Genomic DNA, 26,462 nt, shown 5'->3' on the forward strand with positions numbered 1-26,462 from the left:
AAAAATGGCTGCACCTTATAACCATAGAGCCATCGAAGCGAAATGGCGCACAAACTGGGAGAAAAAGCCGGTAAATGTCAATGATGGCAAGAAACCGAAATACTACTGTCTGGATATGTTCCCGTATCCGTCCGGAAACGGTCTTCATGTAGGACACTGGAGAGGCTATGTGATCTCTGATGTATGGAGCCGCTATAAAATGCTCCAGGGTTATTACCTGATCCATCCGATGGGATGGGATGCTTTTGGTCTCCCGGCTGAGAACTATGCCATCAAGATGGGTGTTCATCCGGCAGTATCTACAGCAGCAAACATCAAAAATATCAAACGTCAGATCAACGATATCGCAGCGATCTATGACTGGGATATGGAGGTTAACACAACAGATCCGGAATTCTATAAATGGACACAGTGGATCTTTGTAAAAATGTTCAAAGAGGGGCTTGCATATGAGAAGGAGTTCCCGATCAACTGGTGCCCTTCCTGTAAGACAGGTCTTGCAAATGAAGAGGTTGTAAACGGATGCTGCGAGCGTTGTGGCACTCCGGTTACCAAAAAGAACCTCCGTCAGTGGATGCTCCGCATCACAAAATATGCAGACAGACTTTTAAGTGATCTGGATAAACTGGACTGGCCGGAGAAGGTTAAAAAGATGCAGACAGACTGGATCGGCAAATCCTACGGCGCAGAGGTCGATTTCCCGGTTGAGGGAAGAGAAGAGAAGATCACGGTCTATACAACAAGACCGGATACTCTTCATGGAGCAACATTCATGGTACTTGCACCGGAGCATGCTCTTGCAAAATCTCTTGCAACAGACGAGACAAGAGAGGCTGTAGAGAAATATATCTTTGATGCTTCCATGAAATCCAATGTAGACCGTCTTCAGGATAAAGAGAAGACCGGTGTGTTCACAGGTACTTATGCGATCAATCCGCTGAACGGCGAGAAGCTTCCAATCTGGCTTTCTGACTATGTACTTGCTGATTATGGTACAGGTGCTATCATGTGTGTACCTGCTCATGATGACCGTGACTTTGAGTTCGCAAAGAAATTCGATATTCCGATCATCCAGGTTATCGCAAAAGATGGTAAAGAAATTCAGAATATGACAGAAGCTTACACAGAGGCTTCCGGAACCATGATCAACTCCGGTGAGTGGAACGGAATGGAATCTTCCGTACTGAAGAAGGAAGCACCGCATATCATCGAGAAGCTGGGTATCGGACGTAAGACTGTCAACTACAAACTGAGAGACTGGGTATTTTCCCGTCAGCGTTACTGGGGTGAGCCGATCCCGATCGTACACTGCCCGAAATGCGGTGCGGTACCGGTACCGGAGGATCAGCTTCCGTTAAGACTTCCGGAGGTAGAAAGCTACCAGCCGACAGGAACCGGAGAGTCACCGCTTGCAGCTATTGACGAGTGGGTAAATACCACATGCCCATGCTGTGGTGCTCCCGCAAAACGTGAGACAAACACCATGCCTCAGTGGGCAGGATCTTCCTGGTATTTCCTCCGTTATGTAGATAATAAGAATAATAAAGAACTGGTTTCCAAAGAGAAAGCTGATAAATATCTGCCGGTAGATATGTATATCGGTGGTGTAGAGCATGCTGTTCTTCATCTTCTGTACTCCAGATTCTACACCAAGTTCCTGTATGATATCGGAGCTATTGATTTCGATGAGCCGTTTGTCAAGCTGTTCAATCAGGGTATGATCACAGGTAAAAACGGAATCAAGATGAGTAAATCCAAAGGAAATGTTATTTCACCGGATGATCTTGTAAATGATTACGGATGTGATTCCTTACGTATGTATGAGCTGTTCGTAGGACCGCCGGAACTGGATGCAGAATGGGATGATAGAGGAATCGATGGTGTATCCAGATTCCTGAAACGTTTCTGGAATCTGGCTCTTGACAGCATTGAGAAAGATATCCCGGCTACCAAAGAGATGGAGAAGACCCGTCATAAGATGGTATACGATATCACCAGCAGACTTGAGGCCTTCAGCCTGAATACCGTAGTGTCCGGATTTATGGAATACACAAACAAGCTGATCGCTATCGCAAAGCAGAACGACGGCGCTGTTGACAAAGAAACCATCGAGACAGTTACCATTCTTCTTGCGCCATTTGTTCCTCATATTGCAGAGGAGATCTGGGAGAAGCTTGGTCATGAGGATTCCGTTTTCCATGCACAGTGGCCGGCTCACGATGAGGAGCTTATGAAGGATGATGAGATCGAGGTTCCGGTTCAGATCAACGGCAAGACCAAGGCTGTTATCAGTATTCCGGCAGAAATCTCCAAAGAAGATGCGATTGCCGAAGGAAAGAAGGCAGTTGCAGATAAGATTTCCGGAAATATCATCAAAGAGATTTACGTACCGAAGAAGATCATCAATATCGTAGTAAAGTAATAAGATAAATCAAAAACACCCGAAGCAGGGCGGAAGATATTTCTGCCTTTGCCAGGGTGTTTTTTATATGGATAAACATCGTGAAGTAAGTATGCACAAAAATAACTAATGTTATTTAGAATAAATGCCAATAATATTTAGGCATTTTAACAGATTTGCCTAAACGAAAAATAAAGTGTTTAATATATTGATTTTCGCGTATTTAAGCCATTCTTTAAATTTGAAATCTGATATAACATGTTATAAATTCACATAACTTGACACCAAAATGGTGTAAAAATGGTGTCAAAATATTAAAAAATGGCGTAGAAAAAATCCTACATATACGATGGAACCTTTTCAGCAAATAACCCATCTGTCGTAGTATATGAGAGACGAATTTCAAGGCTCATGATAAGTCGAGACTGTAGCGTACAGTTTGTGGACAAGTCATGAGCCTTTTTTTACTTTTTATTTTGAAATGGCCTTGTATTTTGCCCTGCAAGACGTTTTATGCTAAAAGCCAGAGAAGTTTACATGAATAATCCCAGGAACGATTCTAGGGCATATACAGACGAATAGAGCTAGTATTATGATGGATCGGAGAGATGAGTGAGAAGTAATGCAATACAATAAAAAAGGCACATTCCAGAATAGCGGATGTGCCTTCAGTGTGATTTTATAGCCAAACCTTTTTACTTGCTGTTTGTTTGATGTTAGTAATGACGAAGCCATTCCTATTGTTGGCCTTCTTGAGATATATTTTGTATGTTCCCATATGGCCATAATTCTTTTTCGCCCAATCATCGTACTCATAAATACTGTAAGTTACTTCGTATCTATTTGAACTGGTTCGGATGATCTTTTTAACGAATCCTTTTGGTGCAACTTCGCCCCAGTTACCACCCGTATAAACAATTTTACCATTCTTATTACAAAGCAGATAAGAAGGATTTCTAGGAATGCCATATTTTGTAAATTTCGTAAATTTTACGGTAGAGGTATTGAAGTAAAGCTTCAGTTGTGGCTGGATTTTTTTCTTTACGTAAGAAATATTTTTCTCCCACAATTTATAATTTTTCATAGTAACCATGGTTGTCCGGGCATAATCGTCAAACTTGAAATATTGATTCTTACCGCAGCAGTAACCGAAATAGCTATCAAAACCTCTTAACAGTTTAGTGACAGATTTACTGTATGTTTTTGTTACGTCCCTCTTGGTGGCTGCCGATGCTGAGAGCGGAAGAGAAAAGATCATAATAGCAGCCAGAAAAATGATAAGAGAACTTTTGAACTTCTTTTTCATTGGTGTTTCCTCCTTCAATGCTTGATATCATAAGAATACTGCAAATAATAAAGAAGTACAAGGTAAAGATAATTCTCTGTGATCCCCCAGTTTTTCTAATACATGGCAATACCTCAGATGTTACCCAGTGTTTGAAACGTTTTGCGGATTCAAGTTTACTGCTGAGGATGAGAGAGTAGAGACCGGATTCGTTAATGATAGTCATTTTCTGGATTCCGTTAGGTGTTTCCATTTCGGCAACACCTTTATCTTCTACTTCAACTCTTTTCGATACTGCACTTCTAGGTTCTGCATATCCCAACGCCACAGCCACATCTTTTCCCACAAACCATGGCTCTCCATCAATCTCAATGCAGCGCAGATTTCCAAATTCTGGATGATTGAAGGTCTCACACTGAGAAGTGGAAGAGGAAGGAGAAGCCGTAGTTGTGGTTGGTGTAATTGGAGTAAATTCATAAAACCATTACCCTGATTCAGGGGACAGGTTAGAAATTAAAAGTCGTGTTTCCCGACCTTTGAAATTGCAACGTAGAAATAGGTGTTGTTATTTTAACAATACTTATTGATCTGCACCGTCGATTTGACGGGTCAGCTTTTTTATACATTATAGCATACTTATACATCTTTCCCGAACACTTCACACATCATCTTCACTCCAAGACAGAAACCATTTCTGAAATTCTGCTCCAATTCGTCTGCCAAAAGGTTAAGGTTCTCGTCCATGACCTGATCCAAGGCAGCAGCCTGAGCGTCTGTGAGCTGTTCTTTAAGAGCATGATAACCATGTAAAGCCTGATCTTTATGTATACGGTACTTGTCCAGAGCGTCCAGTGTGGCTGCACTTACATGTGAGTTGTAAAGCTGATCTATAATATCCATGATTTTGTATTCCTCTCTGATACGATTGTTTCTATCTAGTGACAATAATATCATGTTTTCCGGATATACTCAATACAAAAGTTACTAATTAGTCACAGGAGTATATCTTATGCAGTGGATTTTACAGGACGTTCCAATAGGTAGAAATATCCAGAACATACGGATGAAAAAGAATATGACACAGGCTGAAGTCGTAGGTCAGTTACAGTTGATGGGAAGCAGTATGTCCAGAAGTACACTTGCTAATATTGAATCGGGCAGAAGAAACATAAAAGCCAGTGATCTTAAAGCATTGCAGAAATTATTTGCTGTAGACTATGAGGAATTTTTTGAGGATTAAGAGCTTTTGTAGTCAAGAATATTTTTGACATTTACGCAAATGCGTGTTAATATAATCATAGAAAAAGGGTGTTACCGATAGACGGTTAGTCCCAGTATATGTTAGTTAATCAAAGATAGTCGCTTCAGTTTACCAGACGTGGGCGGCTATTTTTGTGTTTTATTATTATCCTTACCGAATGTGTATCCGATACTAAAGCAGGTTAAGCCGAAGCTCACTACTGCAATAAAATCTACAATACTCATTGGCTTAGCCCTCCTTTCCAGTGGATTCCCTGACGGGTTTCTATGTAATCAGAGGGTCACAGTCCCTCCGTTGAAGGACTAACCGCCTACCGTTATGGCAACACCTATATGTCATTATAACAGTCAGAAAGTATGTTCGCAACAGAAAATTAGAGGATAAAATTTTATCCACTAGAACAAAATGAACTAAAAACGCCCTCATTGACATTTGGCAATAATTACTGAAAATTATAATCTGTTTTTAGAAGAAGTGCTGAAATATATAAATTTTCTTTACAACTCCAATCAACGGTGCTATGGTTAAAGCGATTACAGAAGAAATGTGCTGTAAGCGTACCTTACAAAGTCTTGGAAAATAATCAGTAAATGTATTTTATCTTTGCGCTCGTGAAGATAGTAGTGTGTATTGCGCTCGTGATATACCATGTTGAGAATTATTAAGCCATGTCATAGAGAAGAACACCGGTTCCCAGTACGGCAACCAAAAGTAAAAGTATGTGCTGAACGTTTAGAGATAGTATGTAATTTTTTATTAGATTTTTATTGAATATTTTGAAAGAAGTGATTATTTGATACACAGGTATAGTGTATCTTTTTTTACACCTAAAAATAAATTCAGAATATTTTTGAAATTAAAGCTAAAATCAGAAAGCACACACAAAAGGAAGGAGGTAAACACTTATGATTATGAGTTTTAAAGATGCACAGAATTATAAGGAGTATGCAGATTCTACGGACGATCTGATTAAAAAATGTGAGGATATTGTTAACAATCTTACTCCTGAAGAGGCAAATGCAAAATGTAACTGTATTATTCAGTTCGGTGATCGTATAATAACAAATAAAGAACATTACGAAGACTATGTGCGATATGTAAAAGATGCTGTAAAAGGAGCAAAACGCCAAACGGAAAGTATGAAAAATTATTATGAACGTTACAGCGTCCCTAAAGCATATATAGAGCTTGAAGAGATGAAGTATATTTATAATCAAATTTGTACTAAATCAGGAACTCCTCCACAGATGGAACAGTTAATAAGAAACACGTATGAGGAGTTTAAATATAGGAACAGTCCTAGTTTGCGAAGGAAGAAAGAAGAGGAAGAACGCAGAATAAAGCAGATGCAGGAGGATGTTAAGAAATATACCAGCCCGGATGAACCAACGGTTGGTTATGCTGAATTAATGAGACGCAAGGCAGCTGCAAATCCTCCAAAGACTTCTTTATCTCAGGATGAGATTAGACGTTTTGACATGATGAGTGAAGAATGGCTGGTGAAATGGTGTCATTTCTCATATAACTGGTATTGGGTTGTACCATGTCTGCTATTATGTATTGTGGCCAACGGAGGACTGATTGCTGCAATCGGATTGATTGTGTTTATGATATGTGGCGAGATATACTCCATGAGAGTACAGGAATACTGTGGCGTGATCTTGCCATGGTACCGGGATTCTGGAAAAACATTGGAGAAGAGGATCATTAACAAGTATATCAAGAAGTGAAAGTAATATAACAAGGGGAGAGAATAATATGGGGAAAATGTCATTTACAGAACTTCAAGAGGAAATATATACTGAAGAACTGAAAAAAATTGAAAAAGAAAGTAATGATTATTACAGTGAATATTTATCTTTAAAGCATAAAGAAGATAGTTATATAGATTGGTATATAACTGTTTCGAATGAATGTATGGATGATGTTCAAAAGAATTCACTTAATAAATATAAACTAATAAAAATGTTAGATAATATGTCTGTGGAAAATGTTGAGAATGGAGAGTTTAAAAATCTGTTAAAATTACATCAAAAAGTAAAGAATACTTTGCAAAAAAAAATAGAAGCTATAGAACATTATGAGAACATGATTGATCTCAACATTCTTCAATTAACAAGAAGGATTACATCACAAAATAGTATGTTAAAAAATATATATGGCAGTACAAAAAAAGCAATGAGTGACTTTGAGCATTCGGATAAAGACTATTTATTTTTAGATACTAATATAGGATATCTTATTATTATGAGAAATTTTATAAATTTGAGAGAATGGGAACGTTCAGGAGTTTTAATAACAAATCTAAAAAATTATACGATTACAAATGAAACTGATACAGGTGGTGTTGCTGAAGAATGCTATAGGTTGTATCGAGAGAATCCAGATTGTGAAAAAAGAATATATACCATTATTTCACCAAATGATATATGTAAAAAACTTGACCCCGTCCCATTTCATAAAGTATATCTTTTACATGCTCAAACACAATTTGAATCTTATGGAAGAACAAAAAGTTTTTTAATTATAGGAATGATGATGTGAACATATTTCCAATTTTCCCAGCAATCACACCGATTATTCCGATTGTTACCCTCAAAATTTTTGTCGGTTAGTCTATCGGAAAATCCGTAGAAATACTCAGTTTATTCGTTCTGAGTGATGTAAAATTCTGTTACAGGAATTGAACAGAATCGACCCGAAAATCACCGGAAAGAGCAAACGGCAGCAGGTTGTATTAAGCTTAAGTTATCGTGCAGCCGTTGTTGCTCCGGTGAGGGCGATTCAGAGAGGATGAAAAGAGTGTCAGATCTGTAGAAAGTGCAGGGAAGATATAGGAGAAATAGCTGTACTGAGTGAGAGAGGGAGCTGCGGTGGATCGGGGACTGGATTGGGTAGGAGAGATGCTGGATCGGGTTGGACGGTTGGAGTAAAACTTGAGGACTGGAAGATAGAAGAATCCAAGATGAATATTGTTAAATCGGGGCTGTGGTGGATAGGACAGGTGAGCAGAATGAGATGTGCTTGGTTAGTGACGGATTAGCAAGATTGACAAACTCTTAACATATGAGCAGACGTTCATATGTATACATCCACAGAATATGAGTACGATAACCAATAATCTGCGCTGTCATTATAGCAGAAGATTACAGTATTATTCCTCACTGTAAGTAATTTCTGCTGCCAGATACAAGCTTTTTCAGACTGGATCACATTATCCTTCTACGATCAGGACGGATTAGTATGATCCAGAAATATTCCATATGCAGTCTGTAGCAATTTAGAATTTCAACAGAGACACAATAAAAAAGTTGGCGATTCCCTATATAGAGCAAGGGTTTACGCCAACTTTTATTTTTCAGAAAAGCTTCAATTTTTGAGCATGGTCAGCGCATGACTATGTTAAAAACTTAACACATTAAAATCAATCAGCAGATCATTATAGATTCCAGCCTTAACAGAATCCGTAAAGGAATATTCATCCATTGTAGATTGTTCAAAATTGTATACAATAATTCTGCTCTTGTCAGGATCAACAATCCAATATTCTTTTACACCTGCCGTTCTGTACTTAAAGAGCTTGGTATAATAATCCATCCGTTTACTTGCAGGAGAAACGATCTCTATAATCCAGTCAGGAGCACCATTGCAGCCCTTATCATTCAGCTTGTTTGGATCACAGATAACAGAGATATCCGGTTCAACATATGTGTTCGTGGATTCATCCAGATAAACTGCAAACGGGGCAGCATAAACTTGGCACTGTCCCTGATGATCTTCAATGTAACGATCAATAATACTGGTGAGCCTTGTTGAAATCCGTTGATGCTTGCGACTAGGCGGAGCCATGTAATAAATCTGTCCGTCAATCAGTTCGGCACGTTCTCCCTCTGGAAGTGCATATATATCTTCTATAGTATAAGTATTTTCTTTGAGTAATGGCATATTTCACACTCCCTTCTTAATAAGTCATGTCCCTGTTCTCATTATAACGGATTGCAGCAAAACATTCAACGCTGATTCGTTTGCTCTATCATCTCAGAGAGCAGTTCCTTCTTATATTTATAGAATGTCTTTCTGGTAATCCCGGCCTGAGTAATGGTTTCCAGATCGTTGAGTGATCCGCCGAACGTTTTGTTATGCTTCAGGATGATTTCTTTTGCTGCTATAGATTTCTTCGTTACAAGCTTTGAACCGGAAGCCTGTCCGATCTGTTTACCGGAAAGCCTTGCGGTCTGCATTCCTTCTTTAGTACGTTGCCTGAGATCCTGAACCTCTTTTTCTGACTGTTCAAAAGCAAGTCGGATCTGTTCTTTGGCAAGCAGGAGCAAATATTTATTGATCCCTTCCAGAATACAGTCAATATCTGTGCCTGTGGCTGGGATGCCACCTTGCAGCGCACTTTTATAGGTTTCTGTGTTTATGTGTGGTTCCTTCAGGAATACAAGATTAATTCCTTTGCTGAAAAGATCCTCATACATGGTAAAACCTTCTTCTGCATCACGGGACATTCTGGAAACCGAATCAAAGATAATGGTATCACCTGCGTTGAGCTTTTTCAGGAGCTTTTCAAATTCTCTTCGTCCCTGAAATTTCGTTCCGGTAAAAACTTCTCGGATGATCTCAGACTGTGGATATGCAGCAAGGATATTCCTGATCTGCCTTTCAATGCTTTGCTGTGGTGTGCTGATTCTTGCGTAACCAAAATATCTGTTCATGATGTTCCCTTCCTGTAGTAAATTTAAGGCTCCCTTAAAATGACACTGTAATAAGACTGCCTTGGAGCCTGAAATAGTAATGGTTTTACTACTTTTTGCATACTACCTTACTTTTACCACTAATTTGTCAGCAGATGTTTACGGAATTTCTGCCATGCACGGTTATAAACCTGTCGAGCTGTTTCTGTTGGCTTCGCTTCCTGTTCGGCCTGAGAAATGATCTGGTCAATGGTTGGCTCCGGTATACAGAAATCAATCATAAGCTTTCTGAGATCTTTTTTCCAGATGGGACAAGCTGTATAAGGTCTGTTTTCCGTAAGTACGTAGTTCCTCATAATTGATACCGCCTTTCTGATAGATTCTATTGCCTTGGAAATCCTGCTGCCAGAGAGTGAACCCGGCAGCAGGAGAGAAGATTATAATTCTTTTAATGGGATGCTGATATCTTTGCATACAAACTCATAGGTGTTTTTTCTCTGAACACTGATAAGAGCAGTATCTTTCTGAGCGTCAGGATCAAGTGCAATGTGAATAATATAATCGTATGGTCTGCTGATAAAAGGATCTCCGGTTTCGTTTTCTTTGCGTTCCAGTATCAAAAGAAGATCATCAATGAATGTGTTCATGCGTGACTGTCTACTCCATGGCACACATTCTGAGACCTGCAAGATTACATTCCATGTATCTTCCGCCATAACGATTGCCCCGAATTGCTCCATGTCACCGACAAGAGTTCTTACAACCTCGATTTTCTTAGCTTCTGCATTATAGTGTTTCCAACTCATAGTGTAGTACCTCCTGATTATTTATTCTGATTGCCGATTTTCTTAAGAGAAATGATCTCATTCCTGAAAACAAACTCATAGTTACCTTTTCTCTGTAAACTGATAACTGCATTGGTTTCGTCTGCGGAAAGCTCGATGTGCAGGATATAGTCGTTCTGATGTTCCATAACCGGACGCTTTTCCTCCTGAGCATTCAGAAGAGTAGTAAGATCCTCAAAGAACTGTTTCTGTCTGGTCTTGCTGCTGCCGGACTTTGTACTGGTCTTACTGATGATCTTCCATGTTTGCTCCGCCATGACTACAGCATGGAAGCAGGAAAGCTCTGAAATGTAGCCATGGAGACAGGTTTCTTCAGTTTCTTTGTTGTAATACATCCAGCTCATGATCTACACCTCCACAATAACTGCAACAAGTCCGTTCTTGGTGACTGCTGCCTTATAAGCTGCTGCACTTACATAATCTGCAAAGTGCCGTTCGTTCATAATCTCTGATTCGCATAAGCCTATAGAGAGAACGATCACCTTGTAAAATGTAACGGTTGCCTGAATGTTGATCTTCATGATCTGTGTTCTCCTTCCTGATCTTCAATGTCGTATTGCACAGGTGTCTCATTGAAGATAAAATTCAACAGAGTGTCCCATCTGTGCAGTGGCTCCATAGCTTCCAGTGTTGGAATAACGTCCTGCGGATATGTGGTGCTAGGAAGAAAACGGTCGATGATTTCCTGAAGGTACTCCAACTGTACCTGATTGTATTCATCATTAGTGATCTTCGTCCTCTTGCATTAGGTGGAATGTGTAGCCCCAAAAGCGGTTGAAAGCTGTCAGTGGTGTGATGTGTCCTTCTCTGATCCACAGTGTCAGTACCTCTTTTGTGGAATCAATGTCTATTCTTGTGCCGTGTGTCATGGTGAAAACCTCCTTGATCTGTAATTAATAGCCGAAAAACAGCCAGTGTACGATCATTCCATAAGGAATCCCGACCATGAAAAGGATGAACAGTAGCCACTGTAAGCCGTTGTACAGCTTTCTTCGTATGTACTTTTTCAGACGGTGCTTAAAGATTGTGCACCACTGGCTATAAGTCATAAGTGGCTGTGGATTAGAGTGTTTCATGGTTTTGTCCTCCTGTGAAATGATGTGATTTTCTTGAGATCCTGAAGGGACAGGATTTTATCCCTTCAAGATCGAAGGAAAAATATAGCTTTTGCCCGTCATGCCGATAGCACAGCAATAAACAATTTTGGAGAAGTTGTCACGAGCATCGAACTTGCACCGGAAGGAACAGGATATCGAGCAAAATCAAGATTCGCCAGATTCTATAATATCCCGGAACTGATGAATATGTTCAAGGAGATTGCAGATATCAAGACTTCCGATCAGTTAAAACTTCCTGTGCCGGAAGCAGAATATGAAACAGTGGTGCTGAAACCAACGGAACAGCAGAAAGAGATTGTAGAAAGTCTTGGTGAGCGTGCAGAAGTAGTAAGAAATGGCGGTGTGGATGCAAGTGTGGATAACATGCTGAAAATCACCAATGACGGCAGAAAATTAGCACTGGATCAGCGTTTGGTGAACGAACTATTGCCAGATAATCCGGAAAGCAAAATAGCAGTCTGTGCAGAGAAAAGCTATGAAATATGGAAAGATACAGCAGCACAGAAATCAGCACAGTTGATTTTCTGTGATTTGAGCACACCGAAAGGCGATGGCAGTTTCAATGTTTATGATGACTTGAAGCAGAAACTGATGGAGAAAGGTGTACCGGAAAAAGAGATTGCTTTTATTCATGATGCAAATACAGAAGCAAAAAAGACGGAACTGTTTGAAAAGTGAAATCCGGGCAGGTTCGATTTTTGATTGGTTCTACAGCAAAAATGGGTGCTGGAACCAATGTGCAGGACCGTTTGATTGCTCTTCATCATCTGGATATCGGCTGGAAACCGTCTGATCTGGAGCAGAGGGAAGGACGAATTATTCGTCAGGGAAATCATAATAAAAAAGTTCATATTTTCCGATATGTAACAGAATCCACATTTGACAGCTACATGTGGCAGCTGATCGAAAACAAACAGAAGTTCATTTCCCAGATTATGACGAGCAAAGCACCGGTCAGAAGTTGTGAAGATGTAGATGAAGCGGCACTTTCCTATGCGGAGGTCAAAGCACTTGCAACCGGAAATCCGGCAGTAAAAGAGAAGATGGCATTGGATGTGGACGTGGCAAAGTTGAAACTTTTAAAAGCCAACCACATGAATAATCAGTACCGTTTGGAAGATGACATTGCAAGGAATTTCCCGCAACAGATCGCAAAATTGACGGAGATCATTGACAGCTACAAGGCAGACATCGCTCATTTTTCTGAGCATAAAATCACAGATCCAGAGCAGTTTTCTATGGAAATCAGTGGCAAAGTGTTCACAGAAAAGAAAGAGGCAGGAGCGGCACTTCTGGCGGTCTGCAAAGACATTAAGTCTGTGGATGCAGCTATGGACATTGGAAGCTATCAGGGATTTAACATGAGAATCCAATTCGACAGCTGGAGTAAAGAGTTTATCCTGTCTGTAAAGCATGAATCGGTAGCTAAAGTTCGGTTGGGAGCCGATGCTTTGGGGAATATCACTCGTATCAATAATCTTTTAGAAAGTTATCCGGAGAAACTGGCAGAAGCAGAACAACGGCTGGAAACGGTACAGGAGCAGATGGCAAATGCCAAAGAGGAAGTCGGGAAGCCATTTCCAAAAGAAGAGGAACTGAACCAAAAACTGGAGCGACTGTCAGAGTTAAATGCACTTCTCAATATGGATGAACGGGAAGATACAGAAACAGAGCAGTCGGAATCAAAAGAGAAAGAAGAAAGACCGGCACGAGGTTCTATTCATGAGAAACTGCAGATTTATAAAGAAAAGAGTCAGCAGGAAAGTGAAACTGGCAAGGAAACCAGAAACCAGAAAACGGGACTTCGGGCTGGAATAAGAAAACAAGGAAGATGGCATAATCTGACAGAAAGAATGTTCTGTGGGTTATGCCATCTTTCAGAATACAGGAGGAGTTTATATGGCAAGAAACAGGATAACAGGTAGAGAAACACAGAAAATGCAGGAATATACGCAGGAACGGATCGCTCAGGCAGAGCGTAGAGGCATAGAATTTCCAACAAATGTAAAAGAACAGATTTTTGAATATGCGAATCTAATCGGTGAGGAAGAGAAAGTTAGGACTCTGGTAAGAAATCTGGCAGATGCATTGAGCAAGGCAGATGAAGAAGGTGTAGAGAACCTACTGGATGATGCAAAAATGGATATTCAGGACTTACCAGATCCAACCATAGGCAAGCTGGAACTTCAGGATTATGGATATACAGCAGAGGATATGGTACCGCTTAGAAAGGAAGCAGCCTTAGATTATCACAGGATGGGTTCTAAGATTTATTGTCTGGGCAGCGATGGCGGTAAGGGAGAGTATGCAAGTAAAGAAATGATACAGGCACACGAAGGGCTGTTTGGCATGGAATTACAGATGTGGGAACGGATAAGGGATCAGGATCTGGATTATGCAGATGAAGATTTTGGAGCATTTCAGGAGCCTATGAGTGTCATTGAGCAGGAAGAAGCACTGAAATTATACGATGCTGGAGCAGATATTTATCTGATCACTAATTTTTCTTCACCGGTCTATGTCACGGAACGCATGGAAATTGAACGAGGACCAGAGTATTATCAGATGTCTAGGACAGAACTGGAGCGTTTTCGTAACCTGGAATGGGAAATGCAAAAATATCCACAGATTCAGTCTTTAAAAGAGGCAAACCTGCTGTTAGGAACAAGGCGAACCTTTGGTATTTATCAGATCAAGGATGATTCACCGGGCGAAAACTATACATTTATGAATATGCGTTTTATTGAAAGTCATGGTATGCAGATAAAAAAAGAAGATTATAAGCTGGTCTATGTTGGCGAATTACTGGGAAATATGTCACTGGATGATATTTTTGAAAGGTTCAACATTGATAGACCGGAAGATTTCCGTGGGCATTCCCTGTCAGTCAGTGATATCGTAGTTCCGAATGACGGGGAAAAAGTAACCGCTCATTTTGTAGAAAGTATCAGTTTTGAACAGCTGGATTCTTTCCTGAATCTGGAAGAACAGGTTCTTAGTGAACTGGCATATGAGGTAGGAGAACGGTATTTTGCTATTCAGAGGTCAGAAGAAGGATACGATTATTCCTTTTACGATGAAGATTTCCGTCTGATGGATGGTGGCGTCTATGAAAATGATGAAATTTCTATTGAAGAAGCGGCAGAGGAACTGCTGGAAGACGAAGGCTGGACTGGAGAACGCATCCGTGGGGATTATGGTCAGTTGATGGAAAAAGTAGAAGAAATGGATGAGATTGTAATGGTAGAGATTCAGAAAAGCCAGGGCGAATATAAGCCATTGGCAAAGGTAGAAGAACTGGAAGAGGCAAATTACAACATGATTGATAACGTCCTCAACAATATGCCACCGAAGAAAGAATCGTATCTGGAATACTTTGCTGCAGAATGCGATGAGTTCCATGATATGGGAGCTTATGAAAAAAGTACTGATGTTAATCAGATTGCTACGGTCTATGAAAAATATAGGGAGAATCCTGAAAATGCCTATCGAGTATGTAGTATGGGGATTATCTATCGTGATCCGGAAGACAGTTACTATGATGATGCTGAATTTGCAATCGTAAAAGGAAATACAGTACTTGGAAATCTGATGGACGATGTTCGATTTTATGGAGAACTTGCACTGGTACGGGAAGGGATTGAGAAAATTCATGAAGCATTGCCGGACTATAAGTATGTACCGATGAGGGATGTTCGAGAAGCAATGTATCCAGAGAAGATGACCACAGAACAGCTGGCAGAGGCACTGGATGAGATTGCAGAAGCTTTTGATCCGTATGAGTATCGGGATAATGTGGAGATCGGAGAAAATGCGGTACAAGAGGTGATGTTGGATTTGCAGAGTGGCAATACACATTCTTATATTTCTTATTTGAAGGACATTGTAGAGGAAGAATGTGATTTGTCCGTCCGTGCCGGAGTATTGATCGAACGATTGAAGTCCTACGAAACGGAACTTCCGAAAGATATGGAGCCGATGGTGTATGTCAATTACTGTGAGAAAAGTGAGTTCATGAATCCACGATGCCAGAAGTTATCGGATTTGGATTCCAAGACCGCAGAACAGGACAAAGCATGGTATGCTGACAGAAATCCCAAAACCAATGAACCAACGACAACGGCTCAGATGTTTTTTACCGTATATTATGCAGAAAAAAGCGACCAGATGCTGCATCATTTCAAAGGAAAAATAGATATTGGCACTGGAAACGGAGGTCTTCTCAGCCAGTTAAAGCTGCAGAATGAAATGAGACTGACGGATGAAAGCTGGATCAATTATCAGAAAGGTAAAGGGAGTGAAGAGTTCCAGAAATATATGGAAGGATCTGACAGATATGCAGAATCATGTTTTGCCGTATCTGCAGAGTTTTTGTAGTCTGGAAGAAAAAGGGGTACAGGAACGCCGGGAACAGCAAATAGCAGATAAGAAAGAGAGCAGAGCAACTGCTGTGACTGGTGTAGAGAAGCAAGCAAATGTGAAAGAAGCAGGGAAAACGAAAAGAAAATCTGTACCACAGAAGAAGGCAACGGTAGGAAAAGAAAAGAAGCCATCTATTCATGAACGTCTGGAAATCAATAAAAAAATTATTCAAGAAAAGCAGGGAAAAGATAAGCCGGAGAGAGGAGCTGATTTGGGTGTAAGGACAGTGTAAATAAATTAAGTGTCAGAAGTCACGGAGAAAATGTGGCTTCTGACATTTTTATATTTACCAATAACTAAAATCGTCTGCTATTACCTGAGAATTGTTTGTCCAATAGTGATTTTTGATAACTTTTGTTTCTGATACGGAACTGAACAAATTTTTTTAGTTTGATATTCTTTGCTTAGGCGATAAGAGAAAAAGTTACTCTTTATGGAAAGGGAAGACTACTATAAATATTTTATTACCTGAAATGCTTATAAGTATTGCTTCTGTGAATGTGAAAGATTGCTTGAGTTGAAGAATATGAATCACCATATCAGTGAAAAACAGGGAGGTATATGTTATGTGGAATTGGGATTATGAAGAAGAAGGTACTAATATTCGTGATGGTGTTAGAGGTACCGTAACAGGTGGATGTAGTAAAGGCATATTCCTTGCCTTAGAAGATGGTCAAGAGGCTTTTGCTCACTTTGGAGGATTAAATCCTGGAACAACTGTGTTGTGTACTGTATTAAAGAAGGCTACTGAGAAGTGGAAAGTACTTGTCAGCATTGACTCTATCGAAAATGTAGCAATTGCTTAGGAGAACTAAAGATGAATTTTACATTGAATGATATAAATTGTTTTATTGAAACTGAAAAGTGTAAGGAAGTATTTCCAAGAGCAACTTTCAAGATAATTGCAGTAATCGATTTCTGCGACACTCCGACAGAAGAACTTATCATTTTTTCTATTTCATAAATCCAAGGTCAAATACATATCTACTAAGATAATTGATAATTAAAAATTGTTATTGGCGTGAGGTAGTGATACAATATGACTTAGAGATATTGTTGCTATTAGTTGATGTTTGGAAATTTATGTAGAAGAAAAAAGAGTATCATATAATAAACTTTGAAACCTGCTAATAGATAAAGATATGTCAAAAGATAAGCTGCGCAGGTATCTGGTATTACCACAAATGTTTTTGCAAAATTTGGAAAGATGAAGAGATTCATGTGTATGTTATGGTGGAGATATGCGATGTTCCAAATTGCGATATTGAAGATATAGTAGAAGTTATTCCAGATGAGGAAGAACAAGCTAATGACGAACGATAATATAAAGTATAGTAAGTAGTATGAATAAGAATAGGTTTAATGTGAAAGACGGTAGTTTCACTTGATATATTATGATCGTGAGGCGTTAAATTTACTATTAATAACAAATAAATAGGACCAAATACATGAAGAAAATAATAAAGATGAAGGGATGGTAACAAATGTTAATCACTGCTATTCAAATTAGAAGAATAGAAAATTCAGGAACAAAAATGCGAGGCGTTGCATCCATAAACTTGGACAATATGGTTGTTATTCATGATATAAAGGTTTTAGAAGCGGATGGAAAATCCTTTTTGGCTATGCCCAGTAAACAGACAAAAGTTGGGACATTTAAAGATATGGTGCATCCAATAAATGTAAGGGTTAGAGAAGCTTTTGAAACATTAATTATCGGTGGATACGAAAAAGCGGAAAAAGAAGGATACACTAAGATAGATCTTATTTACAATGATAGTGGGAAGAAAAATTTAACAGAACAAACGGTTGATGATTTTGTGATTCAAGGGGGAACAAGTATTCTTTCTGCAACTGGATATGTTCCGGTTAATACGGGAGAGGCATCTATAAAGCATGATTCTTCTAAAGTATCCCCAAAGAAGATGAATGATAATTTGTTGAAATGGTTAGAAGGGTGAGGATGCATATGAGAGGAAAAGTTTTGTCTGTTATAAAAAATCCAAAGGGTGTATATGGCTTTATTAAAACCGGTGACGGAAATTATTATTACGATACTACTAGTCTGCAAAAGGGGACTTTTTTAAAGGTTGGAGCTAAGGTGGAATTTGATGTTATTCCTTGGAAAGGTGGTCGAACAAAAGCGGTCAACGTAAAGCTAGAGACGATAGATATAGAATATGTTGTCTTGGAAGAAGATATACGTGAAACTGTTTTGAAACTGATAGTTTCTTCCATGGGAAAGGATTCTTATTTGGATGCATCAGTGATTTCAGGACTTTTGTTGGATAAAGGAATTGACTATAAAAAATATGCGAGTTCTTTATCTGATTTTTTTGGCAAGTACTATAAAAAGGAATTTGCAATTAAGAAAAAGTATACGATTAATGACAGAACCTATCCGGCTGTTTTGATGTCAAATTTAAACAATGCGAAAGTACTTGATGAAGAAACTGTAATTGCATTGAAAGAAAACTTTTTAAATGAAATATCAGTAAATGGCTTTATTCAAGCTGCAAAGGTGCCTAATTTGCTTAGAAATCTTGGAATTTTACAGTATAAGGAATATGCTGCCACTATTGATGAATTTATTGAGTATTATATGCCGAATATGTTTGTGCCTAAAAAGACAGTATTTATTAACGGCAAAAGATATCCGAAAATATATGTTCTTATTGAGAGCGCGGATGAATTCACTGAGGTTGATGAAAAGAAATCAGAACTTCCTAAAAGTGAACCAATATTATTTGATGAAACATTAAAGGAAAAAGTTAAAAATGGATTAAGAAATATTATATCGTCAGAAAGTTTTATTTTGGGTTCTGAAATGCCGAAAGTATTAGACTCTTTGGGGATAGACGATTACAAGCAGTTTGCTAACAGTATTGAAGAGTTTATCTCAAATTATTATGGGAATACATTTGAGATGAAAAAGAATGTTGTTATCAATGATAAGAATTGTTCAAGTATTATTGTGCTTAAAAGCGATAATTATGAGGAAGAAACACCGGGACAAAAAGAGGCAGAAATTCAAAAAATTCTTTTGTCGATGAAAAATATGCTGTTGAAAGGTACATATGAAGACATATTGCGGCATGAAGCAATTTTAAAATATGGTCCACGGGATTTTGGAGCAGATGGAATTGAAATTCTACTTAAAGCAATAGGAGGATATTTAGGTGAAGATATCAATCATATTAGTTTGAATCAATACCAGAGGTTACTTGTTGAAACGGAAACGATTGCCGATTTAAAACAATTCAAGGATAATGATGTGCTTATGCGGTTAGGTGCTGAGAGCGCTATAGAACCAATGCCATTAGAAGAGTATAAGCGTGTCTTTGCGGATATTCACAATGGAAAAAAGAATTTAAATCTTTATTGGAATGCTATCATTGAACGTTTTTGGACCGCACAGAATGAAATAGCAGTTTATGCAACATGTTTATGGTTAATAATAACTAAGCATGAAAAATGTATAGATTTATATATTGAAGAAGCTTCAAAGTACTCTAGAATTGACCATTTGATTTACCTCCTAAAAATAAATCAATCTTTTGGTCGCGTTAATGTGACAGAGCGTTTGCAGAGAAAAATTATTGGGAGATGTTTGGATTTAAACGACATTAATACACTTACTTGTGCTATTGGATATTTTGGAGAAACAATGATTCCGGAATGTCAAACATTAGTAGAGTTTCTAAAAGAAAGTATTTGCCCGAACGACATTGCTATCATGTCATGGTATCATTCAGGAATTGGAGAGCAAATATCAGAGAAAATTACGAACTACTATTGGTGGAAATATTCAAGGACGGGGATTGATCAAACTCTGTTCAGAGTTCTGGCGTCCGTTTACTGGGAATATCCGGAGAATTATTACACGGAGATAATCTATAATCCTGCATGCCCTCTTTTTGGCAGCAAAGAGAAAGAATTGATTCTGAGAAATGCATTTATACAAATTTGCGAACAAACCAAGCGATATAAAAAGGCGTTCCCGTGGGTAAATTATCTTTATTTATCACTACTTAAGGATGGAATAAGTGAAGAGAATGAAAAAGCATGGCAGGAATTACATGCTTTGATGCAAAACGAAGTTATGGAACACTTTTCAGAAGATATAAACTGTGCTGGAGCTATTGCTTTATTTAGATTAGATCCTGAGACAAGAATAAAGCTTGAAGATCTGTATTGTGAAGAGTATGTAGCAGATATTGTTGAAGAGTTCTCAGACACGGATGAATTGGATAATTTCGTTGAAAACTGTGAAAAACTTGGTTTGCAGTTTATTACACAATGGATCATAAAACATAGTGATACAAACAACGTTACGAATGGGGAAACATATGTTTTGTCTCTCTGTAGTTCACGAAATTTTGTAGATGCAATTGCATATGTTCAAAAATCGAATTTGAGTACGGATAAGAAACTTTCTTTATTAAGATTGGTTTTATGTGAAAACTTTAAAGCATTTAATGTTTCAGAAGACGCTTTCCACATTTTTGAGACGAGTATTCCGATAAATGTTGCAGAAGCAGCGCTGCGGAACGGTCTGGCATTTACAGATCATAATGCTATAAGTGCATTAATTGCTTTGTATTGTTATAAAAAAGAATGGCTCAAAGTCGCTTATTTGTTAGCACCTTTTAGAGCCTTTTATCTCGATGCTCATAGAAAGCTCATAGAAGATACTCGAATTTTAGCTTACAAAAACTATAATGTTGAACTTGCAAAAATGTGGTCCAACCATTACGAGGTTGTGAAAAGAGCACTAAGAGTGTACGACAGTAGCGAATTTGATGATTTTATTGAATGGGCTCGGGATATTATGAGAATTCCTATGGGATCTAATAAATATAATCTCAAACCACGTACATTTGATACTATAATCCAAAGTATGATTACAAGCGGGGATAAAGACGATTGTTGGGAACAATTAGTGAAAATGGCTCTGAGAACGGATAACAATGACCATCAAGATAATCTGAGATTTTCAATAATAGCTAGTTATATTGGACGATATGGAATTGATTCGATTGAAAGAATAATGATTGGTCTGGTAAAGCATCCAAATGCAACAAAAGGATTTGCAGATTTCTATATTAGTTTATGGAAAGGCTTATTAAATGGCAAATATCCGGTCAATTTTTTGCGCCTCACGCAAAGTATGATAGGCAAAGCTCCGATTACATTTTGGAATTTGTTTTATGATACTGCAGTGTGCAAAAATCATATTTTTTCAAATGATGATTTTGAACTTAATTCTATTAGAAATGATAAACAAGATTATCAGGGATTTTATACTACATGCTTGGATTGTTATTGTGAAACACGAGAGATTGTATATTTAAAAATTGCCGCTGCATTATTGAGAGAGTGCTCAGTAGATCTTGAACCTGAATTTGATAAGTATATCTCATTTGAAGCTAGTGGCAGAAACAAGTCGTTTATTTTATCAACTTTTGCAATTCTGTTGGAACAGAATCGTTACAAAGAAGAAATACAGGCTGTTGTTAACTCTGAATATTGGAATTGTTCAAGTGTAGAGAATGAGATTTTGAAGATGCTGGCATGGTGTTGTTCAGATGATTTGAATGATGACTCCCTAACTGGGATAGAGAACGCTCAGTTTAAAAGGGATTATTTGCGTTGTATAAAAAACTATCCTGAAATTGACGTAGAGTATGCCCGAAATAGAACAGATGCTATTTATAGAAGTAAGCTGATAAAGGAAATGCTGAAAATACAGTATTCTCCAAATTACCGCAGTGAAGCGGAAAATGCTCCTCAAGTTATAAATGATTGGAGAAACGATACAAAACTGAAGGATTATCTTGAATTAGTTAGTTTGCTTTATCAAAAACAATTGAATAGAGATGAAAACATGTATAATGATGCAGTCTTTGTCAAAAATCGTTATGTTAGAATTTTTATTTCTGAATTTCTGTTAGAAGGAAATGCAAGCAACAACAGCGAAGATCAAGTTGTTTCTATGATGAGCCACAATAAGCATCTTAATTCAGTCTATTCTGATTATGAGGCAATCAAGAAATCTATTATTGAGTTTTGGAATATAGATACAGAAACGGAGTTCCATAAAGTTATCTTTTTGGTGGGATTGCTTTCCAATAATTGGGAGCAGTTTATTTGTAATGCAAACGATTATGATTTAAGAGCACTAGAGCTTATAAGTAATATTGAAGATCAAACTAATTATAGAGATTTTAATATTCAAATTATTGATCGATTTATTAATGATGAATACAAGGTTGCTGATCTTTCTAGCTTTAGTATTTGTGCGTCAAAAGCTTATTCTATACTTCAAGAGCTTCAGGCAATTAAGCTAAAATCGGAAGAAGAGTTTGTGGATGTAAAAAAACTGATTAATGGAATATGTAGATTGAATCACCAAGGTCAGGCTCAAAAAAGTTATATATATTTAAAGCATGCGTTGCAAACTTATCCAATGGAATTAAAAAAACATTGGGAATTATTCATGTTAGCTTTAAGTGCAACAAGTTATAAAAAGACGATTATTATTAATTTGCTGAGTGATGTAAAGAAAAGAAAAATTGAAATAGAAGAGATTAAGCTTTGGCTACCTGTTTTTCATTTCTACGATGATCTGGCTGTCTATTATTACTTGCTGGCTGCGAGATATGCATTGGAACGAAAGAAAGAGGAAGCTACGGAAGCCTTTTCTTACATACTTGATAAGAATGCTTTGCCAAGGGAGTGGAGGGAAGATGTAAAGAATCTGGACAGTTATTTGCTTGGAAAATTGCATTATTTTTCTATGGTAAATAATAGTACATTACAGACACTTGCTATTGAAAAAGATGCAGAGGCAGTATCATTTATAAATATGTTTTTGTCAAAGGATGAAATTGGTATTTCAAAAGCAGTATCTGCATATAAAGCTATTCTAAATGCTGAAACGGAAAATCTTGTTAAGTTGAGTTCGTATAAACAACTCTTCAGTTTTGTGAAGAAACCAGATGATTTGTTTGATATATATCGTCAAGTTGAAAGTAAAGTGCCCAATGGAAATAAGAGTCGTCTTTCGTACAATGAGTTGTTAATTGAATATGGATGTTTATTAATTTGCATAGAAGATGGAATTTCAATGGACACAAGAATGCAAATTCTATTAGATGTGTTTGAGGTTTTTGAATTCTTAAATGAAATTAATAAATCTAATCCTTTAATATTGGAACGAATGAGCGAAGCAGAACAAAGTGTTTTGGAAAAACCGGGTGTTGCATTTGATAGATGGGTTGATAATAAGGACAAGATTATTTCTATTCTTCGACATCCGGCGATTAATTGCTCAGAGGATATTATTAAGAGATTTTGTATTCCTTTGGAAGAGTGTTTAAATATCGTAAATAAGTGCACATCGGAAATGCAGGTACTCACTGAATTAGTATCTTGGCGTGACAGATGGAATATGCAGCAAAATTGTTCAGATTATGAATATGCATTTGTTCGCTCTGTAGATGAAAAAATAAAAAATTTGAAGGCCGGTGCAAATTTATCTGTATCGGTTGTTAATAAAACAATAGAAGATTTTAGCGTCTTTTTCTGTGTTGAGAATAAGGCAGAAGGCAGCAATTCAACGGTATCTTTTAACAACTCGTCTGAAGCTAGTTCAGCGAGTCTAGATGTTCTGGTTGCAATAAACGAAGGCGCATTGGTCTCTTATGAAGGTGCAAAGTTTGTTAATATTGTTGAGCTAAGACCGGGAGATGTATGTGGACAGTATTATAGATTACACAACAGCCTTATTACAAATATTAAAGCGGGTGATTTGCTTACTATAGTTCTTCGTGTGATTGTTGAGAACAAGATTATATGTGATTCTAAAGTTAAATATGTCTATAAAGAAGTCGGCAATATGCTTGTTCTGAAAGATAGATTGTATTCACGTATTACAAAGTATGAAACTAATGTTCCTGCGTTTTCCAAAACAATAAAGGGATATGGAAGAGAATTAGAAAAGCAGTTGATACAACAATATCTAGAGCAACAATTGGTAGTTATATATGGACCATCTAGAGTTGGAAAATCATCACTTGTAAATTACATTTCTAATGAATATATAGAGGAATATTCAAGAAATGAAAATAAAGGAATTGTAGCTATTTCTATTGCAGATGATAGACATGGAAATGATTACAATGTTAATATGATTTATGACGATGAAAACGTATCGTTTGAAAATGCATATGAGCTATTGAGATATTTATTTATTAGTCCATTGAGAATTGCATTTGGTTCTGATATTACGCTTAAATTGAAAAGTAGAATGAGATGTAGCATTGTAGGTGAAAAGCTAAACGAAAATGCAAGAAAAGAAATAGAGGAAATAATATCTGCTGAAGGAAGCGTACGAGATATTTTGGCTGGGGTGTCTCTGATTCTTGAGGAAAACAATTGTCAGGTGTGGTATTTGTTTGATGAATTCCAGCAAATTGTTGAAAAATGGAGAGGAGATACCGTAGAGTTTACAAATATTTGTAATGATATTATGAACTATCAAAATAGCATTAAACTTGTGCTCTGTGGTTCGGATGCTCTTGTGCGCCTGTATAACTGTGAAAATGATGAAAACTGGCGCGGATTTATTCAGAAAACTGCTGATAATAATGTGCCAATTGGTCAGTTAAGTCCGAAAGATTTTAAAGCCATGATGGAAGATGCAAGCATATGGGGAGATATCTCAGAAAATAATAGTCCTTGGTCTCCAGAAGCATTGAATTTGCTATATCAATATACTGGTGGAAATGCAATTTGTGGAAAACTGTTTGGTAACGAACTACTTAACAAGATTATGCGAGGCGACTTTAATAGAAGGGAAAAATTGTATCCTTCTGATATTACACAAGTTGCTTATGAACTATTAAATAGTGAAGTTGGACTTGTTAGAAATCTTTTGGTCTTGCACAATACCAAAAATCTTGAAGAAGAGATTCCTTATTTGATATTTATTGCACATGAACTTATTCATGATAGAAATAAATCTGATGTTTCCATTAGACGAATCAGAGAGTTTTTCGCTGTTAAGTCACCTAGCGCAATTGAGTCTGCTTTAAAAGTGTTAATAGCTCGGGGTATCTTGAAGGTAAATGAAGAAAAGCAAAGATATGGTTTTTCGACAATGTTCTACTTTGATTTCTTTAGAAGTCAGGCAACAGAAGTAAGATTACATGAAGTTTCAATCCAATTACAGGCAGAAAGAAAACAAGACAATGAAGAAATGTCAATGGATCCTATGAGTTTACAGTATATTCGTCAGTATTTTAAAGAGGCTGCTCCAGAGGTTCAGAATGAATTTTTAGCTGGCTTAGCAATAAATGCGAAGGATAAAGAGGCGCTAAAAAGCCTCCTTGGCACATCTCAGTCAGGTAATATTTTTAATGGTAAAACTACGATTAATCATGTAAATATTCAAAGTATTACTAATACTTTGAATGAAATAATTACGGCGAATGATCGTACAGTGCTTATAAAAGGCATTCAGGAATTACCACGATTAAGTAACTACTTGCCTCAGTTGCTAGATAATGCTGGAGAAGTAGATGTATCCGAGGATAGTATTTCTAGAGCTATGGATAATTATGTTGCGGACATGGAGGAAAGCTTAGAGTCAATAACACTACAGTCTCCTCGTGCAGGTGATGACTTTGCAGAAGCAACGATAAATTCTGGATATAATACATCTATTTCTAGTTCATATGCAGCGGTTCTAGGAGTCTCTGATGATGAGTATGAAGAATTTATGGAGCAATATAATTTGCCGGAGTTCTTCTTACGCTCATTAGGCTTTGCACACCAATTAGATGAATTGTTTATGAGAGGCGCTGTTGGAGATGATATTGATAAGATAGATTTTAGCCCGGTAACTATTATGTATTGCAAACTGATTGAAAGTTTGTTAAAAGAATACCATATCAGTATTTACGGAAATAGCTTTGAGTCTCTTGACACGGATATGAGAAAACCTGAAAACAAGGATGAGAAGTATAAATGGAAGGATATTATTACTCTGCCAGTTACACAGCAACAACGGTTGACAATAGGCTCCTTCGTGTTCCCACTATATAAAAAGTGGGCAATTGATAAGTTGGTGAAAGTAACAGGAAAGAAAACGGATGAATGGGTTGAACACAAAAAGATGATAATGGCAGTGAAGGATATTCGAAATCCATCTGCTCATGGAAACAAAGATCATCGTATTAGTCTGGAGCAAAAGAACGCAATAACCGAAATGTTACTGGAAAAACACGGCTTCATGAGACTTATTGAGTTAGCGTTAGGGTAAGATTGTTTTTGCAAAACAACTATATGGTGAAGGGGTATAGTGACTGTAACCCTTCACTTAAGGAGAAAAGCTTGTGCGTTGGGACGAAAACGGACAAAAGTATAAC

20 protein-coding genes and 2 pseudogenes are annotated in these 26,462 nt (G+C 37.6%); 10 read left to right on the forward strand and 12 right to left on the reverse strand.

Annotated elements, in window-relative coordinates:
* Positions 1-4 precede the first annotated feature (4 nt).
* Positions 5-2,422 (forward strand): leucine--tRNA ligase, encoded by a 2,418-nt coding sequence (leuS, locus tag LKD46_RS06240; RefSeq protein ID WP_022426495.1) that lies wholly within the window; start codon positions 5-7, stop codon positions 2,420-2,422.
* A 658-nt stretch (positions 2,423-3,080) separates the two neighbouring features.
* Here leuS and LKD46_RS06245 read toward each other — a convergent pair.
* The 3 genes from LKD46_RS06245 to LKD46_RS06255 form a co-directional block, all read right to left on the reverse strand.
* A complete protein-coding gene (locus tag LKD46_RS06245; RefSeq protein ID WP_146207177.1) occupies positions 3,081-3,707 on the reverse strand; it encodes a hypothetical protein in 627 nt (208 codons plus the stop codon).
* Positions 3,592-4,149 carry a BRO-N domain-containing protein gene (locus tag LKD46_RS16900; RefSeq protein ID WP_110103903.1) on the reverse strand — a complete coding sequence of 186 codons (558 nt, stop codon included), beginning with the start codon at positions 4,147-4,149 and terminating at the stop codon, positions 3,592-3,594. The genes LKD46_RS06245 and LKD46_RS16900 overlap by 116 nt, the downstream gene beginning before the upstream one ends.
* Positions 4,150-4,322: 173 nt before the next feature.
* Positions 4,323-4,586 carry a DUF6809 family protein gene (locus tag LKD46_RS06255; RefSeq protein WP_110103902.1) on the reverse strand — a complete coding sequence of 88 codons (264 nt, stop codon included), beginning with the start codon at positions 4,584-4,586 and terminating at the stop codon, positions 4,323-4,325.
* Positions 4,587-4,695: 109 nt separating this feature from the next.
* On the opposite strand from LKD46_RS06255, the gene LKD46_RS06260 reads away from it, so the two are divergent.
* The 3 genes from LKD46_RS06260 to LKD46_RS06270 all read left to right on the forward strand — a co-directional run bounded on the left by LKD46_RS06260 (position 4,696) and on the right by LKD46_RS06270 (position 7,491).
* Complete coding sequence (locus LKD46_RS06260; protein ID WP_021650856.1) at positions 4,696-4,926, forward strand: helix-turn-helix domain-containing protein; 231 nt, start codon at positions 4,696-4,698, stop codon at positions 4,924-4,926.
* A gap of 926 nt (positions 4,927-5,852) precedes the next feature.
* Complete coding sequence (locus LKD46_RS06265; protein WP_021650855.1) at positions 5,853-6,677, forward strand: hypothetical protein; 825 nt, start codon at positions 5,853-5,855, stop codon at positions 6,675-6,677.
* A gap of 28 nt (positions 6,678-6,705) precedes the next feature.
* Positions 6,706-7,491 (forward strand): hypothetical protein, encoded by a 786-nt coding sequence (locus tag LKD46_RS06270; protein WP_110103901.1) that lies wholly within the window; start codon positions 6,706-6,708, stop codon positions 7,489-7,491.
* 858 nt (positions 7,492-8,349) lie between these two features.
* On the opposite strand, the gene LKD46_RS06275 is transcribed toward LKD46_RS06270, so the two are convergent.
* From LKD46_RS06275 to LKD46_RS06315, 9 genes are all read right to left on the reverse strand, one after another.
* Complete coding sequence (locus LKD46_RS06275; RefSeq protein WP_015525854.1) at positions 8,350-8,892, reverse strand: Uma2 family endonuclease; 543 nt, start codon at positions 8,890-8,892, stop codon at positions 8,350-8,352.
* Positions 8,893-8,957: 65 nt separating this feature from the next.
* Positions 8,958-9,665, reverse strand: a complete 708-nt coding sequence (locus tag LKD46_RS06280; RefSeq protein WP_110103900.1) for a recombinase family protein — start codon at positions 9,663-9,665, stop codon at positions 8,958-8,960.
* 119 nt (positions 9,666-9,784) lie between these two features.
* Positions 9,785-10,000: a hypothetical protein gene (locus LKD46_RS06285; protein WP_110103899.1), complete on the reverse strand. Its 216-nt coding sequence runs from the start codon at positions 9,998-10,000 to the stop codon at positions 9,785-9,787.
* 81 nt (positions 10,001-10,081) lie between these two features.
* A complete protein-coding gene (locus LKD46_RS06290) occupies positions 10,082-10,450 on the reverse strand; it encodes a hypothetical protein (protein ID WP_110103898.1) in 369 nt (122 codons plus the stop codon).
* A gap of 17 nt (positions 10,451-10,467) precedes the next feature.
* Positions 10,468-10,833 carry a hypothetical protein gene (locus LKD46_RS06295; protein WP_110103897.1) on the reverse strand — a complete coding sequence of 122 codons (366 nt, stop codon included), beginning with the start codon at positions 10,831-10,833 and terminating at the stop codon, positions 10,468-10,470.
* Positions 10,834-10,836: 3 nt separating this feature from the next.
* Positions 10,837-11,010, reverse strand: coding sequence for a hypothetical protein (locus LKD46_RS06300; protein ID WP_158526496.1), 174 nt, complete (start codon positions 11,008-11,010; stop codon positions 10,837-10,839).
* Positions 11,007-11,189, reverse strand: coding sequence for a hypothetical protein (locus tag LKD46_RS06305; protein ID WP_110103896.1), 183 nt, complete (start codon positions 11,187-11,189; stop codon positions 11,007-11,009). Before LKD46_RS06305 ends, LKD46_RS06300 begins: the two co-directional genes overlap by 4 nt.
* Before the next feature lie 22 nt (positions 11,190-11,211).
* Positions 11,212-11,358 (reverse strand): hypothetical protein, encoded by a 147-nt coding sequence (locus tag LKD46_RS06310; protein WP_158526495.1) that lies wholly within the window; start codon positions 11,356-11,358, stop codon positions 11,212-11,214.
* 24 nt (positions 11,359-11,382) lie between these two features.
* Positions 11,383-11,565 carry a hypothetical protein gene (locus LKD46_RS06315; protein ID WP_110103895.1) on the reverse strand — a complete coding sequence of 61 codons (183 nt, stop codon included), beginning with the start codon at positions 11,563-11,565 and terminating at the stop codon, positions 11,383-11,385.
* A gap of 99 nt (positions 11,566-11,664) precedes the next feature.
* Here LKD46_RS06315 and LKD46_RS06320 point away from each other — a divergent pair.
* From LKD46_RS06320 to LKD46_RS06350, 6 genes and pseudogenes are all read left to right on the forward strand, one after another.
* Positions 11,665-13,532 (forward strand): annotated as a pseudogene (locus LKD46_RS06320) (helicase-related protein); the annotation flags it as partial.
* Positions 13,507-16,261: pseudogene (locus tag LKD46_RS06325) on the forward strand (YodL domain-containing protein). The pseudogenes LKD46_RS06320 and LKD46_RS06325, both read left to right, overlap by 26 nt.
* Before the next feature lie 334 nt (positions 16,262-16,595).
* A complete protein-coding gene (locus LKD46_RS06335) occupies positions 16,596-16,835 on the forward strand; it encodes a S1 domain-containing protein (protein ID WP_110103894.1) in 240 nt (79 codons plus the stop codon).
* Positions 16,836-16,846: 11 nt separating this feature from the next.
* A complete protein-coding gene (locus LKD46_RS06340; RefSeq protein ID WP_158526494.1) occupies positions 16,847-16,993 on the forward strand; it encodes a hypothetical protein in 147 nt (48 codons plus the stop codon).
* Between the two features lie 520 nt (positions 16,994-17,513).
* Complete coding sequence (locus tag LKD46_RS06345) at positions 17,514-17,990, forward strand: SpoVG family protein (protein ID WP_110103892.1); 477 nt, start codon at positions 17,514-17,516, stop codon at positions 17,988-17,990.
* A gap of 8 nt (positions 17,991-17,998) precedes the next feature.
* Entirely contained in the window at positions 17,999-26,356 is an 8,358-nt protein-coding gene (locus LKD46_RS06350; RefSeq protein ID WP_146207176.1) for a hypothetical protein, read from the forward strand.
* Positions 26,357-26,462: the final 106 nt, after the last annotated feature.

It is taken from the genome of Blautia fusiformis (assembly GCF_020686995.1).
GTDB lineage: Bacteria > Bacillota > Clostridia > Lachnospirales > Lachnospiraceae > Blautia_A > Blautia_A fusiformis.

Bases quoted from the DNA above. Each gene is read 5' to 3' on its own strand.
- leuS (WP_022426495.1), top strand. From the start codon at position 5: ATGGCTGCACCTTATAACCATAGAGCCATCGAAGCGAAATGGCGCACA.
- LKD46_RS06245 (WP_146207177.1), bottom strand. From the start codon at position 3,707: ATGAAAAAGAAGTTCAAAAGTTCTCTTATCATTTTTCTGGCTGCTATT.
- LKD46_RS06255 (WP_110103902.1), bottom strand. From the start codon at position 4,586: ATGGATATTATAGATCAGCTTTACAACTCACATGTAAGTGCAGCCACA.
- LKD46_RS06260 (WP_021650856.1), top strand. From the start codon at position 4,696: ATGCAGTGGATTTTACAGGACGTTCCAATAGGTAGAAATATCCAGAAC.
- LKD46_RS06265 (WP_021650855.1), top strand. From the start codon at position 5,853: ATGATTATGAGTTTTAAAGATGCACAGAATTATAAGGAGTATGCAGAT.
- LKD46_RS06270 (WP_110103901.1), top strand. From the start codon at position 6,706: ATGGGGAAAATGTCATTTACAGAACTTCAAGAGGAAATATATACTGAA.
- LKD46_RS06275 (WP_015525854.1), bottom strand. From the start codon at position 8,892: ATGCCATTACTCAAAGAAAATACTTATACTATAGAAGATATATATGCA.
- LKD46_RS06280 (WP_110103900.1), bottom strand. From the start codon at position 9,665: ATGAACAGATATTTTGGTTACGCAAGAATCAGCACACCACAGCAAAGC.
- LKD46_RS06285 (WP_110103899.1), bottom strand. From the start codon at position 10,000: ATGAGGAACTACGTACTTACGGAAAACAGACCTTATACAGCTTGTCCC.
- LKD46_RS06290 (WP_110103898.1), bottom strand. From the start codon at position 10,450: ATGAGTTGGAAACACTATAATGCAGAAGCTAAGAAAATCGAGGTTGTA.
- LKD46_RS06295 (WP_110103897.1), bottom strand. From the start codon at position 10,833: ATGAGCTGGATGTATTACAACAAAGAAACTGAAGAAACCTGTCTCCAT.
- LKD46_RS06300 (WP_158526496.1), bottom strand. From the start codon at position 11,010: ATGAAGATCAACATTCAGGCAACCGTTACATTTTACAAGGTGATCGTT.
- LKD46_RS06310 (WP_158526495.1), bottom strand. From the start codon at position 11,358: ATGACACACGGCACAAGAATAGACATTGATTCCACAAAAGAGGTACTG.
- LKD46_RS06315 (WP_110103895.1), bottom strand. From the start codon at position 11,565: ATGAAACACTCTAATCCACAGCCACTTATGACTTATAGCCAGTGGTGC.
- LKD46_RS06335 (WP_110103894.1), top strand. From the start codon at position 16,596: ATGTGGAATTGGGATTATGAAGAAGAAGGTACTAATATTCGTGATGGT.
- LKD46_RS06340 (WP_158526494.1), top strand. From the start codon at position 16,847: ATGAATTTTACATTGAATGATATAAATTGTTTTATTGAAACTGAAAAG.
- LKD46_RS06345 (WP_110103892.1), top strand. From the start codon at position 17,514: ATGTTAATCACTGCTATTCAAATTAGAAGAATAGAAAATTCAGGAACA.
- LKD46_RS06350 (WP_146207176.1), top strand. From the start codon at position 17,999: ATGAGAGGAAAAGTTTTGTCTGTTATAAAAAATCCAAAGGGTGTATAT.